At 56.5% G+C, this 15,782-nt stretch carries 8 protein-coding genes; 4 read left to right on the forward strand and 4 right to left on the reverse strand.

Annotated elements, in window-relative coordinates; all coding sequences use genetic code 11:
- Both OHL19_RS10865 and OHL19_RS10870 read right to left on the reverse strand, forming a co-directional pair.
- A complete protein-coding gene (locus OHL19_RS10865; protein WP_263357717.1) occupies positions 1 to 429 on the reverse strand; it encodes a DUF5615 family PIN-like protein in 429 nt (142 codons plus the stop codon).
- Between the two features lie 3 nt (positions 430 to 432).
- Entirely contained in the window at positions 433 to 1,053 is a 621-nt protein-coding gene (locus tag OHL19_RS10870; protein ID WP_263357718.1) for a DUF433 domain-containing protein, read from the reverse strand.
- Between the two features lie 301 nt (positions 1,054 to 1,354).
- On the opposite strand from OHL19_RS10870, the gene OHL19_RS10875 reads away from it, so the two are divergent.
- Genes OHL19_RS10875 through OHL19_RS10885 form a run of 3 tightly spaced genes read left to right on the forward strand, consistent with a single transcriptional unit; the run spans position 1,355 to position 6,719 of the window.
- The gene (locus OHL19_RS10875; protein ID WP_263357719.1) at positions 1,355 to 2,020 is read left to right on the forward strand and encodes a DNA recombination/repair protein RecA; all 666 of its coding nucleotides are present in this window, start codon (positions 1,355 to 1,357) and stop codon (positions 2,018 to 2,020) included.
- An 8-nt stretch (positions 2,021 to 2,028) separates the two neighbouring features.
- Positions 2,029 to 3,534: a DNA polymerase Y family protein gene (locus tag OHL19_RS10880; RefSeq protein WP_263357720.1), complete on the forward strand. Its 1,506-nt coding sequence runs from the start codon at positions 2,029 to 2,031 to the stop codon at positions 3,532 to 3,534.
- Positions 3,534 to 6,719, forward strand: a complete 3,186-nt coding sequence (locus tag OHL19_RS10885; RefSeq protein WP_263357721.1) for an error-prone DNA polymerase — start codon at positions 3,534 to 3,536, stop codon at positions 6,717 to 6,719. Before OHL19_RS10880 ends, OHL19_RS10885 begins: the two co-directional genes overlap by 1 nt.
- Before the next feature lie 413 nt (positions 6,720 to 7,132).
- Here the strand turns inward: OHL19_RS10885 and OHL19_RS10890 are convergent, their stop codons facing one another.
- Both OHL19_RS10890 and OHL19_RS10895 read right to left on the reverse strand, forming a co-directional pair.
- Complete coding sequence (locus tag OHL19_RS10890; RefSeq protein ID WP_263357722.1) at positions 7,133 to 9,517, reverse strand: glucosidase family protein; 2,385 nt, start codon at positions 9,515 to 9,517, stop codon at positions 7,133 to 7,135.
- Between the two features lie 144 nt (positions 9,518 to 9,661).
- Positions 9,662 to 13,048, reverse strand: coding sequence for a TonB-dependent receptor (locus OHL19_RS10895; RefSeq protein WP_263357723.1), 3,387 nt, complete (start codon positions 13,046 to 13,048; stop codon positions 9,662 to 9,664).
- 281 nt (positions 13,049 to 13,329) lie between these two features.
- Between OHL19_RS10895 and OHL19_RS10900 the strand changes: the two genes are divergently transcribed.
- Positions 13,330 to 15,591, forward strand: coding sequence for a hypothetical protein (locus OHL19_RS10900; RefSeq protein WP_263357724.1), 2,262 nt, complete (start codon positions 13,330 to 13,332; stop codon positions 15,589 to 15,591).
- Positions 15,592 to 15,782 lie beyond the last annotated feature (191 nt).

Here is a 15,782-nt window from a genome sequence, read left to right on the forward strand (position 1 = left end):
TCACAGCTCTTCAGCCGGGAGCGGATAACGCAGGACGGCAACATCCCCATCGGGATCGTCAAGATTGATCTCGATGACCTCGTTCACAAATTGCTCCCCGCCGGCGAGTTCGTCGAGGGCAGCCTGAAAGAGGTCACACTGGACCGGCCACCTCATACCGTAGGGGCCATTCAGGCAGATGAGACCGGCGTGGAGAGCAGCATCGGCGTACTGTCCCTTGGAGCCGGGATCTTCTGCCGGTCCCCGGAAGTCGTCACTGTTCTGGGTCACAAAGGTCCAGTCGCCCTCGAGGATGAAGGGCTTCAGCTCCCAGTCCTTCCACCCCGCCTTACCCAGCCAGGAGACATGGGAACTCTCCGGATACCCGGCCTTCACTGCAACTTCTACCAACTTCGGGCTCAAACACTCATCGATCAGGAATTTCGGCACAAATTACCCTCCGATAGAGGAGGGCCGTAGCCGCTTCTTGAGATAAGACTTTACTCCCGGGATATTGGAGGAGGTCCGCTTCGGGCGGCCCTTGGGAGGGACCGCCCGTGCGTATACAAGAGCCAGTTTGATCTGCCAGTCCTTGAGGCTGGGGTACGATTCGAGGATCTCTTCCAACGGAACGTCTGCTTCGACCATCGCGGCAACATCATAGGCCGGAACACGAGTGCCCTTGAAGACTGGTGTGCCACCAAGAATCTCGGGATCTTCGACGACTGCTTCACGAGCCCGCGCCAGTTGGTGAAGGCGGTCGTCCACCTCTCTTGAAAAGTCGGAGAAGCGGACGGTCACGAAATGCTCTTCGAAGGTGCAGTTCTTCCAGCTATCCCCCGCCTGGCAGTGTTCGAGTGCATTCCGAATTGCCCGCTGGCGTGCCGAAGCAGTCAGCAGATCGGCCGTCTCAAAGTAGAACGCGATCAGCACGCAGGCGTCCGTCCGAAACGTTCGCATCTGAGCGGTACGGTACAGGTCCTCCGGCAGGATTTTTTCGTCGATCATGCGCTGAATCTGCGGGACCGAAACCCCGGCGGCAACCGCTGCCTCGCTGGTTGTCAGATATTCCATCAGGGCTCCCATGGAACCTCCAGTGTCTCCCTTATTATAAACGCATCTGAAGCTTCAGACGCATTATTTAGCTTTTGCCTATCTCTCACGAAATAGGCAGCTTGCGCTTGCACCTCCCGGATGCGGAATTCACAGGTTGACAACCCCACTCCTTGAACGCAGAATCAAATCTCCGAAAGGCGAATAAAAAGCGAATCACGAGATGGCGAGCGCAGCTACATTACGGGCAGAAATCGAAGGGATATTGGAAGCCCGGATTCCTTCTGCGCTTACCCCTCGACGAAGGGTCGAACAGGAGTCGATGTCCTGTGGAATCAACGATATAGATCGCCTTGAAGCCTTCCGCCGCGGAACCCTGGTGGAGGTCTGCGGTTCGCCTTCCTCGGGAAGAACTACGCTCCTGCACGGTCTGCTCTCGCGCTGTACTGGCGGAGGCGAAGCCGCAGCCGTCATCGATGTCACCGATTCGTTTGATCCGGTTTCAGCGTCTCGGCAGGGAATCGCGCTAAGCGAACTTTTGTGGGTCCGTTGCGGGATGCCCAGAATTCACGGCCGGAAGCTTTCCGCGCTGGAGCAGGGTCTTGTTGCGGCGGTTCTTCTGCTGCAGGGTGGCGGTTTCGGCATGCTGGTTGTCGATATGGCCAACGTGTCCGCAAAGGAGGCACGGAATATTCCGCTTGCGAAATGGTTCCAGTTACGTCGAGCGGTCGAAGGAACGCAGACGCTCCTGGTGATCCTGGTGCAGCAGTCGAACGCGGGCAGCAGCAGCGCCAGCATCATCGATCTTTCGCAGGCAGGGGTAGAAGTCGAGAAATCGCGCACCACCCACTTCACACATATTGATGGCGACTGCGTCATCAGAACCCTGTCCTCCCGCGCTGAGGTTGTGCGCGGCCAGATGCGCAAACCGGTCCAATCGGTCCGCAAAACCGGGGAGTTCTCGACAGACCTCCATTCGTATCGTTGAGACCGGTCATGCTCTATGCCTGTGTGTATGTTCCCAACTTCGTGGCGCAGGCGGCTCTGCGGAACGATCCGGAGGTAGCGGCGAAACCCTTCGCCGTCGTGGATGGCGTTCCTCCCCAGGTTCGCGTCGTCGCCTTGAACTCTCGGGCAAAGCGGCTGGGGCTGTGGGTCGGCATGACCACGGCAGATGCTGGCGCCCAGAGTGCCGTTCGCATCCGGGAACGTTCGCTCGGGCTCGAGAAGGCAGCGCATGCGGCACTGGTCGATTGCCTGGCTCGATTCTCACCCTGGTGTGAGGAGGTCGCCGACGATCTATGCGTGCTGGATATCAGCGGACTTTCAAAGCTGTTGGGGACTCCCGGGCAGATCGCCAGAAGCATACGCGTGGAGGCCCGGCGCCTCCCTCTATATATAAAGGTAGGTGTTGCCCGGAACATCGACTCTGCCATCCATGTGGCCAGAGCCACGAAGAACATCTTTGTGCTTCCTTCCGGACAGGAAGCCGAGCATCTGAAGGACGTTCCGCTCGAAATTCTGGATCCGGCTCCGGAGATTCTCAAGACGCTGCATCGCTGGGGGATCCGCACCTTCGGTCAACTGGCGATCCTGCCGCATTTAGCACTCTCCCAGCGGCTCGGGCAGGAAGGGCTTCGTTTACAGAGGCTGGCCCAGGGGCAATCAAACCGGATTCTTGTTCCGACGTCCGCCCCCGCGATCTTCGAGGAAGAGATGAGCTTCGATCATGCGGTCGAAGATCTCGAATCGCTGGCCTTCGTCTTCCACCGGCTTCTCGCACAACTTGTCCTTCGCCTCTCGAGTAGAAGCCTGGCGATCGGCGAACTCCATCTCGAACTGTTCCTCGACCTCGCAACAGACGGAGTCACCGCCACGGACAAACTCTTTTCGCGCTCGCTGAAGCTGCCGGTGCCGACCGTCGATCTCACGCTTCTGCTCAAGCTTCTGCAGCTCGATCTTGAGGCGCATCAACCAGGTGCCCCAGTCGCGAAGTTGATCCTTCGGGCCGAACCGGCGAAACCGAGTGCCGTCCAGGACGGGATGTTTGTTCCGAGACGGCCGGAGCCGCAGAAAATGGAACTCACTCTGGCGAGGCTGCGGAATCTCGTTGGTGAGGGCAGGGTAGGCTCTCCCGAACTGATCGATCAGCACATGCAGATTCCGTTTCGCATGGCCAGATTCGCTCCGGGGATGTTCCGAATAAAGCCTTCTGATCTTCCCGTAAGTCGCACGGCCGTGCGCATCTTCCGTCCGAGTGTGCCGGCCGATGTCGAGAAGAACCGCGGAGCACCGCGCCGGATTCGCTTCCAGGGGAAGGGATACCGGGTCCTGCAGGCCTCCGGTCCATGGAGACGTTCGGGAGAATGGTGGACTCATGAGCACTGGGGTCGTGACGAATGGGATCTCGTTCTTGACCGAGCGGAAAGCGGGCGTCTTGTCGTTCGCGCTTACAGGGACCTGGTTACAGGCCGCTGGTATGTCGACGGAGAGTACGACTGATGGGATATGTCGAACTCCACGCCCGATCTGCATTCAGCTTCCTGGGAGCAGCTTCCTCACCAGAAACGCTCGCCGAGGTATGTGCTGGGCGCGGTATCTCCGCCATCGGTCTTCTCGATCAGGATGGCGTCTATGGCTCGCCGCGCATGCACATGGCGGCTGAAAAGCTGGGATTGCGCGCCCATGTCGGTGCGGAAATTTCTGTTGAAGACACGCTCTTTGGAGAAGCTGCGCGGTGCCGATACCCCCTCCTTGCCGAATCGAGGACAGGCTACCAGAATCTCTGCCGGCTGATCACCCGATACAAGCTGAGGGAGAACCAAAAAGGTGAAGGTGCCGCTGTCTTTCACGAACTCGAAGAGTTCGCCAGTGGCCTCGTGTGTCTTACCGGCGGATCGGAAGGGCCGCTAGCGGCGGCTCTCGGGCGCGGCGGGTATGACGAAGGCGTTCGCACGGTCGAACGCCTGGTGCAGACGTTCGGCCCACAGAATGTCTACGTCGAGGTGCAGCGACATCGCAACCGACAACAGGAATTTCGTAACAAGGCAGCCGTGTCGATCGCCCGCACGTTTGGCTTGCCGCTGCTGGCGACCAATGGAGTGCAGTATGCGACTCCTCGGGAACGCGAAATCCAGGACGTGATGACAGCCATTCGGCTGCATACCACTCTTGAAGGCGCGGGAACAACACTTCAGGGAAACGCCGAGCGCTACATCCGTTCCGGCGCGGAGATGGCGGCGCTGTTTGCCGATCTCCCTGAGGCGATCTCGAACACCGAAGCTCTCTCCGGGAGACTGCAGTTCCAGCTCAAGGACCTCGGCTACCAGTTGCCGCGCTATCCGGTGCCCGAGGGCGAAACGATGATCTCCTTCCTGCGAGAGAGGACACGCGAGGGCTGGAACTGGCGCTATGGATACAAGACAGATTCGAGCCTGAGAGAACGCGCCCACAAACAGGTTGAACGAGAGCTCGCTCTGATCGAAAAGCTCGACCTGGCCGGCTATTTCCTCATCGTCTGGGACCTGATCCGTTTCTGCAAGGAACAAGGAATTCTGGTCCAGGGACGAGGCTCCGCGGCAAACAGCGCGGTCTGTTATTCGCTCGGTATTACGATTGTCGATCCAGTCGGCATGGACCTGCTCTTCGAGCGGTTTCTGAGTGAAGAGCGGGGTGAGTGGCCCGATATCGACCTGGATCTGCCGAGCGGCGATCAGCGCGAAGCGGTAATCCAGTACCTATACAAAAAATACGGTAGGCACGGCGCCGCCATGACTGCGAACGTAATTACCTACCGCGCGAAATCAGCAGCGCGTGAGGTTGGCAAAGTTCTGGGACTGACGGAAGACACGCTGGCCGAAGTCTCCGCGACCGTAACTTCGTTCGAATGGAGGTCGCCTACGGACTCGCTCGAGGAGCACTTCCGCCAGGCTGGCCTCGACCTCACGAATCCGACGATCCAAACCTTTCTCAATCTTTCGATGAGGATGCAGGATCTGCCGCGGAACCTCGGGCAGCACAGCGGCGGCATGATTGTCTGTCAGGGGCAGCTCGATGCGGTAGTCCCTCTTGAACCCGCAACGATGCCGAACCGCACAGTAGTCCAGTGGGACAAGGACGATTGTTCCGATTTCGGAATCATCAAGTTCGATCTTCTTGGCCTGGGCATGATGGCTGTGCTCGAAGAGTCTCTGACACTGATCCGCAAGCGATACGAGGAGGACATCGATCTTGCTCATCTGCCGGTCGATGATCCAGATGTATATGCGGCGATTCAAGACGCGGACGTTATAGGCGTCTTCCAGATCGAGTCGCGTGCGCAGATGAGTTCGTTGCCCAGAACTTGTCCGAAGTGCTTTTACGACCTCGTCAAGCAGGTGGCGATCATCCGTCCCGGCCCGGTCATCGGCGACTTCGTGAATCCCTATGTCATGAGGGTTCTGGGACGGCAGCCTGTCACCTATCCTCATCCACTGCTCGAGCCAATTCTTTTCCGTACGCTCGGCGTTCCGCTTTTCCAGGAACAGATTCTTCGCGTCGCCATGGTAATGGCTGATCTTACTGGGGGCGAGGCGGAACAGCTGCGTCGCGCTATGGGAAGCAAACGATCCGTCGCAAAGGTGCTTGCGATGGAGTCTCTGATGCGCAGCCGTATGGCAGCGAAGGATGTTGCCTCGGCAGTCCAGGATGAAATCATCCGGCTGATCCAGGCCGTAGGACATTACATGTTCCCGGAATCGCACGCAGCAAGTTTCGCAAGCCTCACTTATGCGAGCGCCTATCTCAGAGAACACTATCGCGCCGCGTTCACGGCAGCAATTCTCAATCAGCAGCCGATGGGTTTCTACTCACCCGATACTCTCGTCAGCGACGCGCAGCGGCACGGTCTGAAGGTCCACTACATCGACATCAACGCTTCCGAGTGGCTCTGCACTCTGGAACTGTCGAACGATTTGGTGCCGAAACACGAGTTGCGAATTGGCTTCCGCTACGTTCGCGGTATGCGGAAGGTCGCTGGGGAGGCGATTGTTCGCGCCCGAGAGGCCGACGGTCCGTTTGTCTCGGTGGCCGATTTGTTACGACGCGTCCCTGAGCTGCGCGGCGAAGAGCTGACGACGCTTGCCGAGATTGGCGCACTCAATTCGACCTACGAATCTCTGACGGAGGGCCATCGCCGAACTGCGTTGTGGGATGTCGCGAGAGCGATCCAATCGCCGGGACCGCTTTTTGACGGGCTGAAAGATGAAGACCGGACCGCGCCGCTCGATCGGATGACTCACGAGGAACGGCTGCTCGCCGACTACCGCGGAGCCAGCATGACCACGGGGCCCCGTCCTTTGTACTACAGCCGGAAGGCGCTCAATGAAATGGGGGTCACGACAGCGATTCGGCTTCGGAATACTCCGGACAAGACACGGGTGACCGTGGCTGGTTTTGCGATCACAACTCAACGCCCCGGAACTGCCAGCGGGTTGTTGTTCGTGAGCCTCGAAGATGAAACCGGCATCGCCAACGCCGTGGTGATGCCAAATCTCTACGGCCGATACCGCCCTCTCCTGGATAGAGCCAGGTTCCTGCTCATTGAAGGGAAGATGCAAAATGTCGATGGTGTTTTAACTGTGCGGGCGGAGAGAATTCGTCCGCTCAATGTGACAGGGATTCCGATGGCTTCTCGCAGCTTCCGATAAGAATCTCAACCGCAGAGAGCGCGAAAGCAAATCCAGAGTTCTTGTGCGTGGTGCGTCAACCAACAGCACATCGCATCGTATTCTCTGGCGATGAGATCAATGACCCGGGCAGTCGAAAGAGACATCCGGTTCAAAGAACCGGATTGCAGATAGTGCGACGAAGAGCATTCTTCACACCATTTCGCTCACAGCTGACAAGTCGGACACTGTCGTGCGGGACCACAGTCGCTGGAAAGCTTCGCTTAGCACCTGGCGGCCACGTTTTGCCTGCAATGTTCTCCTCTGAAAATCCAGACCGCGAACCGGAGGACGGGCACATCGAAGTCTCATTCAGGGAAAGTCGTCCCCTCCAGGAAGTCTCCGGGACACAGAGAGGTTTGGCAGTCAGATGAGATCATGGATGGCTTTAAGCTTTACTCCGACCTATCGACCTGCATCGAGACCTCAACTCGCTTTCCAGGCTTGAGCAGGAAATCGACTTGCGCACATTGCCGTCCCCACCGATCAATAATCTTGCGCTCCTGCGGAGAGGGGCGCCCATCGATGAAGAGATGGTTGGGTGAGTGCCCCTTGCCAGGCGTCAGGATAATCGACGCGGTATATGCGTCCCGATTGTGGTTTTGGATGGTCGAGGAGAGCACTCGTCCATTGTTTCGATATGCAAAGTCAAACTGAGTTGTCCCAATCCTTGCTCGGTTCCAGTTGAATTGGTTCCACGGAGCGAATGGTGCGAAACGGACCGTACGGGAAGCGGCATCGATCGAGATCCCAAGAATGTCATGGACGAAGCGACATAAGTACACAGCAGCGGCCCATCCGCACTTTCGTGCTCCGTCTCCTCGCATGGGAGCATTTCTGTCTTTGCTGCCGTAAGGATAGGGCCACCACCACAGCGAACCATCAAAATCGGTCAGGGAGCGAATACGATCTAAACGATCCTGAAGCTGCGCTTCGTCACTCGCCCCAGCCATCGCTGTGGTAAAACCAGGAAATGTGGCGGAACGCCAGTCGGAGTTATACCACCAGATCGCATCGAGCTCGCTGGAGTAGAGAGGATTCGCCGCGGTCATGGCAAGATGTGCATGGTTCTGAAGGCGAATGTCATCGGGCTCACAGAAACCATAGAAGGGCATCAACGTCGTCTCGCTTTCTTCGCCGTCATGTCCTTCGACTAACGAGCCGTCGGCATTTGCACCCTCGTAAAATCGCTTTCCGTAGGGACTATCGCCGACGCAGTGTGTTTCGATCGCCGCACGGATCTCTCGAGCAATTGAAGACCATTCGTGGGCGAGCCGCTGGTCACGATAGGCCTTCGCCGCGATCGTAGACATGCAACTGAACGCGAACCACGCGGCAACGTTAGAGCCCGTGTGATAGTCGCCTCTTGCTTCGCCATCTGAGAAGTAAAGTGAGGGAAACAGCATCGGGGCACCGCGACGGCTGGAGAGGACCTGATCAAAGATGTGACGTGCCTGATCGAGTATCTCCGGTCTGGACGAGAAAAACTCACGATCCCCGGTTGCCCGATAGTAGACACCGGCCATCGAAAGACCAGAGACTGAATTGCTCAAAGACTGACTGACGGCTTGCGCGTTCGGAAACCTCCCACGGCCGGGTCCGGTTGTCTCCGGCGCATGGCCCCATTTTAGGAAGTAGAGTATGGAGTCGCGGCAAAGTCCGGGCTGGAACATGCTCATCGCGAGCGCGGAATAGTAACCGTCCCTTGCCCAGTTCACGGGAGTGACATCAACGTCGCTTCCAAGAAAGCCTCCACAGAATGTTCCGTTCTGGGAACGCAGCGCGGACTGCCGAGAAAGCTCCGCAAAGCGAACCATTGCTTCGCCGGCAAAACCATACTCAGGAATAGTGAGTTTCCCGTAAGCTTGCCCACGAAAATTGAGTGTGTCTTCAAGCCAGGAGTCGACGTTCTTCTCGCGAAGTGTCTCGATCGTCTCGTGTTCTTCCTGCTCGGATTCTGCGAGTACCCAGGCAATTGCTACGGTAGATGAAGAGTGCGGATCTACCGATACAGACCAGATGTCATCAGCACCTTGTATAGATTGCTGGTCCATAGCGAGGAATCTGCTTCTCGCCATGGAAAGTTGCTTGAGAGGTTTTGCGTTCGTTCCTGGATCGTGAGGCTGTTGTGCGGCCGGTGTGCCAAACGAGTTCTCCTGGAGGGCTGTCAGCGAGACCTGAACGGTATACGGATCTGGGCTTCTGTTTTCAAGGAGCACGATCTGAATAACCGCTCGCGGCGAGCGGGCCTCGTTACGAACGTCGACGGGAGCGAATACGAGTCGGTGGCAGCGAAGCTGGCCCTGTTCGTGCGAGAACAGGGGAAAAAGGTTTTCGATCAGTGCAACCTCAACGTGCTCGGCTGCCTTTGAGATTCCTTCGACGGAAATTTGTGTGCCCCAGGGGCCTCCATAGAGCAGACGCTTGGCGCAATATACGCCACCTTTGACTTCGCTGAGCGGTAGAGAGTCAACTCCGGTACAAACGCATGCCCGGCGAAGATCGCCGTTATGAGTGAAGGAGGAGGAGATTTGGTTGTTTGAGATATCGAATGAAAGGTCGGAGGTGTGTTCAGTCGACTCGCGATAGCGGCTACCTGAATTGAGGGCAGTTCCGTCCGCGCGAATGCCGAAGTTCTCGCTTCTGGTGAAGTGCAGTAAGCCTTCCGAGTGACGAGACGGCGGTGACAGCAAACCAAGCGTCTTGTGGCCATAGGAAGCCGTCGTAGCGGCGACAAGAACCTGAAGAAATGTTCGTCGAGAGATATCTGAGTTCGTCAAAAGACTGAATTCCTGAAATTGGTCTTGCGTGAAGGAGGAGCAGATGTACATGGGAGACTTCTACGGGCTCCCCACTGTCCTCCGAAAAAAAGCAAGGACAGTGAGGCCCGATGCACCAGATTGCGAGGCGATCTCGGCGCGGCGTTAGAAGTGAAGTCGCGCGGAGAACTGGAGAACCCTTGGAGCAGTTCCCGTTCTCAACGTCGTAATCTGGCCGAAGTTTGTATCGTTGATATTGCTGTCGGGTAGACCAAATGTTGTGCTGTTGAAAAGGTTGAAAGCTTCGAAGCGAAGATTTACGCCCATCTCATCGCGAAGGTAGATCTCCTTCGCGATTGCTGCATCGAGATTGACGTAGGCTTGGGAGCGAGTGAATGGAAGCACCCTCGGCGCATTACCGTAACTAAACGCAGGTATGTTGGCGAAGGCTGCTTTGTTGAGCCAGGTATTGACTGTCGGGTGCTGAAGCGTAGGATCGGCGACGATGTTCGGTCGTGCTCCTCCGTAGGCTGGCGCGTTCGCGGTGACGCTGATGGGGTCCCCGCTTTCGGCGGTGAAGATGCCATTGAGCTGCCAACCGCCAATGCTTTCACGGTAGAGTCGACTTCCGGCCTGTCCGAACGGGAGGATGTAATTCCCGGAGACGACCAGATGCTGGGGAAGGTTCGACGTCGAGACGGACTTCTCAGCTTTGAGGTTGTCCCAGTTTTGAACAGTGTTGCTCCCACTGTCCGCATAAATGTTCTCGCCGTTTCCAAGATTGTTGTCGAGCAACTTGGAGTAAGTGTAGGAGGCAAGCAAATAGAACTGATTCACGAATTGTCTTCGCACCGTCACGAGTGCTGCCTGATAGTTCGATCCCGCCCAGTTCGTCATGGACGTGACGCCGGTGAATTGAGGGTAGTTCATCTCCAGCTGGCCGCGCTGTATCTGCGACGCTGAGAGGGAGCCATTGGTGATAATGCCGGCGAACGGATTTTGCACAAGTTGCTGGAGGGCTGTCCCCTGGGCAAGATCCTGCTGAGGTAAATGATGGAAGCTGAAGTCCGCCGGTAGATGCAATCCGTGCGTTCCGATGTACCCGAATTCAACCGCCCAGTTCCCGACCTGCTGCTGGAGGTTGGCGCTCCACTGCTGGGCTGTGCCTGTTTTCAGATCACGAACGTTTGCGGTAACGCTGGTACCGAGGCCTGTCAGCGGCCCAAGGGAGGAACCGGAGATCGGTACGATCCCTTGAGGGAAAGGATTACTGAGTGTGCCGCTTGGCTGATTCCCGTCGACGGTGGACACATACGAGGTCTGGCTTGTGAAGCCGGTCGACCCCAGGCGTACATACCCTCCCGTCGTCGGAAGATAGTAGAGCCCCAGACCCGCACGAAAGACTGTCTTCGGAGTAAAGCTGTAGGCGAAGCCCACGCGCGGAGCGAAGTTATTCCAGGTGGTGTCGCGGTTACCCCGTCCGACACCGTTGACTCCGACAAACTGAAGTCCCCCCGTGAGGTTCATTCCACCCGCGTTATAGCCAAGATTCGGATCGAAGTTGCTGATGCCATTATGGCGGTCAGTGGTGCCGTCCTCGTGGTCGAAGCGCAGTCCATAGTCGACAACCAGCTTTCGTGAAACCTTCCAGTTGTCCTGAGCGTAGAGCGCCCAGTAGTACGTTGAATACGCATAGTTTTGGTGCCGATAGAGGGTTCCGCTCGCCGGGTCGCCAAGTAGGAAGGACGCGAGGTCATAGCCGTTGGTTGCGGCGGCGGTCGGACTCGGACCTTTCGTGAAGTTTGCGTCGAAATTGAACTGAAGCACGCCGGATCCCTGGATCGAGTTCCATTGGTAGTCCCGCAGTTCCGCACCGGCTTTGAACGTATGGGTATTCTTGACCAGGGTGACGTCTCCACCAACGGTGTATGCGTTGTTTTCCTGGGTCGACGGATCGGACTGATTACTTCCGATCGAAGATGTTGTCGACATGGCAAATAAAGGAAACTCCAGCAACTGCATTTGCGTTGCCAGAGAGGATGGAAAGCCCAGCGTTCCCGGATCAAAGCCAAGGCTGATCGGATTGCGCACAAGGCCAAAGCGATTGAATCCGGCATGCGTTTCAACCAGAAGGTTAGGGCTAAGCGCGTTGGTGTAGATAAGCGCTATGCTGTGCCTCGGGTATATCGTTGGTCCGAAACCCGGATCCGCGACGTTGTTGGAACCAAAGTATCGGGGTGAAATCAGGGTTGCTCTATCCCATGTGTAACGTCCGGCAAGCCGCTGGGTTGGCGTGAGGTACTCGTCCAGGCGAATACCAAATGCGTTCCGAGTCGTTGTTTGAACGCCATTGGCAAAATAGTTGTTCACGCCTGTGAACGGATTTCCGCCCACATTCGGTTCCGGATAGTACGACAAGACCTTGAGAGCGACGGGGTTGAGAAGTCCCTGAGGGATCACATTGCCCGCAAATTGTGTGCGCGGAGCCTGGGTGGAGCCAGTGAGTGGGTTGTAAATCGGTATCAACTGTCCCGCAGAGTTAAAGGTCTGAGAAAAATCGCCCGTCCGTTCACGATCGGTTGGGACCGTATAGAAACTGTTCGAGCCGATCGTCTGCCTTGACCCTTCATAATTGGAGAAGAAAAAGAGCCGGTTGGGAATGATGCGGCCTCCGACCGCTGCGCCATATTGGTTGAAGTGCAGCGGAGGAATCGGCTTGTCGTTTCTCTTGCTGAAGAAGTCATTGGAATTGAAGACGTCATTTTGCGCGAACTCCCATGCGGAGCCATGAAACTGATTCTCGCCGGCACGGGAGATGTAATTGACGGCGCCCCCTGCGGTTCGACCATACTCGGCAGGAGCGTTGTGAGTGATGATGATGATTTCCTGAGTCGCGTCCGGCGACAGGGGCACCATTGGTCCTCCTCCGGTCGGCAGTTCGTTGGCATTCCCGTCCAGGAGGAAGGTGTTAAAGGAGGGTGGTGATCCGGCAATCGATATACGTCCATCTGTATTGGCAGATTGCGTGTAGCTTCCAAAGCTCCCGATCGCCCGGACTGCCGGGGACAAAGCAACCAACTCTGTAATGTTGCGTCCGTTCAAGGGAAGATTCTGGATCGCCTCCGGCTCGAGGGACGTGCTGACATTTGTGGTCTCCTGCTGAAGGGCTGGGGCCTGTGAGTTCACCTGAACAGTGGTTTGAGCTCCCCCAACGGCCAGGGATATGTCGATACGCAGGTCCTGATTCTCACCGAGATCGACTCCCGTCCTGTTCACTCCCGTGAATCCTGCCGCCGAAACCTGCACGGTATACAGGCCGGGAGTCAACGCCGAGATCGTGTAGTAGCCTTTCTCGTTCGTCTTGGCGACTCGGTTGATATTCGTATTAAGGTTTCGGGCCTCCACTTGCGCGTTAGGGATGGAGGCACCACTTGGATCCGCGATCAAGCCGGTCATGCTGCTCTGACTCCAGGCATGAGCAAAACCGGAAAAGAGCAGGATGATGAGAGCCGATCGACGGAGAATAACGAGCATCCGATGGGACAATTTCATTAGAGCCTCACAGACATGTAGGGATACTTCGAAAAGACGAACCAGGGCTAAACGAATCAGTTCACTTCATCGAAAGTATCCGCCGCTCCTTTCTCTTCAGAGTGATGTGGGGAGACATCCCCCTGCCACCCCCAAAAAACAAGAGTTTCGCGCCAATCTCTGTTGCTCGGACAACCGAATAGGGAGAGGGAGATGTGTGGGAAGGACGTCATAGACCGAAGTTGATTCATGGGGCTGTAAACAAACTTCATTAGGATGGAGGTTCTTGGCGACTCAGCATTATGGCACTCGAGACTCCCACCCAAGGAGAGAACTCCAGCGACGGAGCCTCATGTCAAGAGGATTCACCCTACGACATTAATCCCTCGCTTGTCCGAGAGCAGTTGGCTCGAGTGTTGGCTTGCGCTCAATTCAAGAGTTCCGTAAAGCTCTCGAAATTCCTGCGGTTCGTGACGGAAGCTGCGCTCGAAGGGCGCGCTGGCGAGATCAAGGAAACCGCGATTGGCGTTGCGGTTTACGATAAAGCTCCCACGTACGATCCAAAAGTCGATACGGTGGTCCGGACTGAGGCGAGAAGGCTGCGCCGAAAGCTGGACGAGTATTTTCAAGAACTGGGTCAATCCGATCCCGTTCGTATATCGCTTCCCAAGGGAGGCTACGTCCCGTTATTCACGCCCGTGGTAAGGCGAGTTAACGTTCTCGTTGAGCATTCAGAGACCCAAGAACACGTCGTGGACCTGCCGGTCAGCTCGGTCGAGACGACTAGAGAGCCCGTCGAGGATCGAGATCCTTCACCGAAACGAAGAACACTGTTGATCCTGGCATCGCTATGCCTGTTCGTGCTTTTCACCGGCCTGTTATTCCTCTTGAGGTGGCACTGGCAACGTTCTGAATCCCTAAGCGCTTCGTCGCATATCGGTCCAATGACCTCAGTCCCAGGAGAGTCCTATCAACCGTCGATCTCTCCTGACGGAAAGTCCGTAGCTTTTATCTGGAATAACGGCCCCCATGCCTACAACATCTATGTGATTCAACGAGGAGGTCAACCTCTTCGAGTGACGACGGATGACGATTCGGACTTTCACCCAGCTTGGGATCGAGACGGAGGTTCGCTCGCTTTTCTCCGAGCATCTCCGTCTGGTAGTCGGATCGTACTCATTCCATTTCCCGGCGGTTCCGAGAAGATACTCTTCTCTTTGAAAAGTGCGCGGCCTTGGAGTGAAGATCTATTAGGAACCCGTAACGACACCGGACCGGCGTGGTCCGCGGACGGCACAGAGTTATTCGTGTCCGATGTCGCCCCCTCTGGCCAGGGCCTGGGACTTTACGCCTACAATCTCACCAGCGGTGCTCTCCGTCCCATAACCGATCCATTGTCAGATCGTCGTGATCTAAGTCCTGCTGCGTCACCTGACGGCAGATGGATCGCGTTTGTCCGATTCACAAGTTACGATTCGAGTGACATCTATCTCTATTCCTTGACCGACCACACGGAACGCGAGGTCACACATGAACATATGGATATCCAAGGGCTCGCCTGGTCAGATGCTGGGCGATCAATCATATTTTCTTCGAACCGGGGTGGGACATACGGGTTGTGGAAGATTGGGCTCAACGGCGGAGAGGCTCTTCCCATCGAGACTAGCGGAGAATCCGCGATTCAGCCTGCGGTATCTCCTGACGGAAAATTTCTGGTCTACGCAGATTCGGCTCTACGTTCAAATATTCTCAAAGTGAGCCTGGACCACCCATCCTCTGCTCTTGCCATTGCCCCGGCGACGCGGCGCAGTCACAGCGCTCAGTTCTCGCCGGACGGCTCAAACGTTGCGTTCGTCTCCGACCGAAGCGGGAAATGGGAGCTCTGGACGGCAGATGCCGACGGCAAGCGAGTCACTCAGCTTACGAAGTTCGAGGCGGCAACGGTTGGAAGTCCCAGATGGTCCCCGGACGGTAAGCTCATCGCTTTCGATGCCCGGCCCAACGGTCACTCTGCAGTCTTCGTGATTGCGGCAGATGGGCAGCAACTCCGCGAGCTCAGCCCCGGAAATTCAGAGGAGAAACAACCTTCGTGGTCACCCGACGGGGAATGGATATATTTTGATTCGAACCGCGACGGATCCATGCGCTTATGGAAAATGAGAGTCTCCGGTGCAGACGCCACTCCTGTTTCGCACTCTTCGTTGACCGATGCACAGATTTCCCCCGACTCGAAAACGCTTTTCTTTACAACCGCTGGAGATGGGCTCTGGGAGATGCCATCCAACGGAGGCAAGGAGACGATGGTGCAAGGACTCGAGAGATCTCGATTCGGTAGATTATGGACGGTCACAGAACACGGGATTTATTTCGTAGACACCGCAAAAGAGCGTTCGAGCCTAAGATTCTACGATTTCAAGACCGGCGTTAGCAAAAGCGTGATGACATTGCCCGTCGACCCTCTTGTAGGTTTTCCTAGCCTCTCTTATTCGCCGACTCAGAAGGCCATTTTATTTGCCGCAAAGGAAGAACAGCACAGCGATCTGATGACACTTTGGTGGAAATAACGAAACGCCGTGTTTTTCTCTGCTTAAACGTGGTCGCTGAAGCCGAATTTGCAGCGGCTGAGAATCGACAGCCGTCACATGCGGATCAACTCCCAGAAGGTTGGCCTATCCCGAATGATCACCGAAGACTCCTGGATTGACTGCAGCCAATCCAGGAGTCGGGACGGCCCGGACCAGGCCAAGAGATAGTC

This window comes from Acidicapsa ligni (assembly GCF_025685655.1).
In the GTDB taxonomy this organism is placed as follows: domain Bacteria; phylum Acidobacteriota; class Terriglobia; order Terriglobales; family Acidobacteriaceae; genus Acidicapsa; species Acidicapsa ligni.

What these genes read in the sequence shown, in the direction of transcription:
- OHL19_RS10875 (WP_263357719.1), top strand. Translation starts at nt 1,355, where the DNA reads ATGTCCTGTGGAATCAACGATATAGATCGCCTTGAAGCCTTCCGCCGC.
- OHL19_RS10870 (WP_263357718.1), bottom strand. Translation starts at nt 1,053, where the DNA reads ATGGAATATCTGACAACCAGCGAGGCAGCGGTTGCCGCCGGGGTTTCG.
- OHL19_RS10900 (WP_263357724.1), top strand. Translation starts at nt 13,330, where the DNA reads ATGGCACTCGAGACTCCCACCCAAGGAGAGAACTCCAGCGACGGAGCC.
- OHL19_RS10895 (WP_263357723.1), bottom strand. Translation starts at nt 13,048, where the DNA reads ATGAAATTGTCCCATCGGATGCTCGTTATTCTCCGTCGATCGGCTCTC.
- OHL19_RS10880 (WP_263357720.1), top strand. Translation starts at nt 2,029, where the DNA reads ATGCTCTATGCCTGTGTGTATGTTCCCAACTTCGTGGCGCAGGCGGCT.
- OHL19_RS10885 (WP_263357721.1), top strand. Translation starts at nt 3,534, where the DNA reads ATGGGATATGTCGAACTCCACGCCCGATCTGCATTCAGCTTCCTGGGA.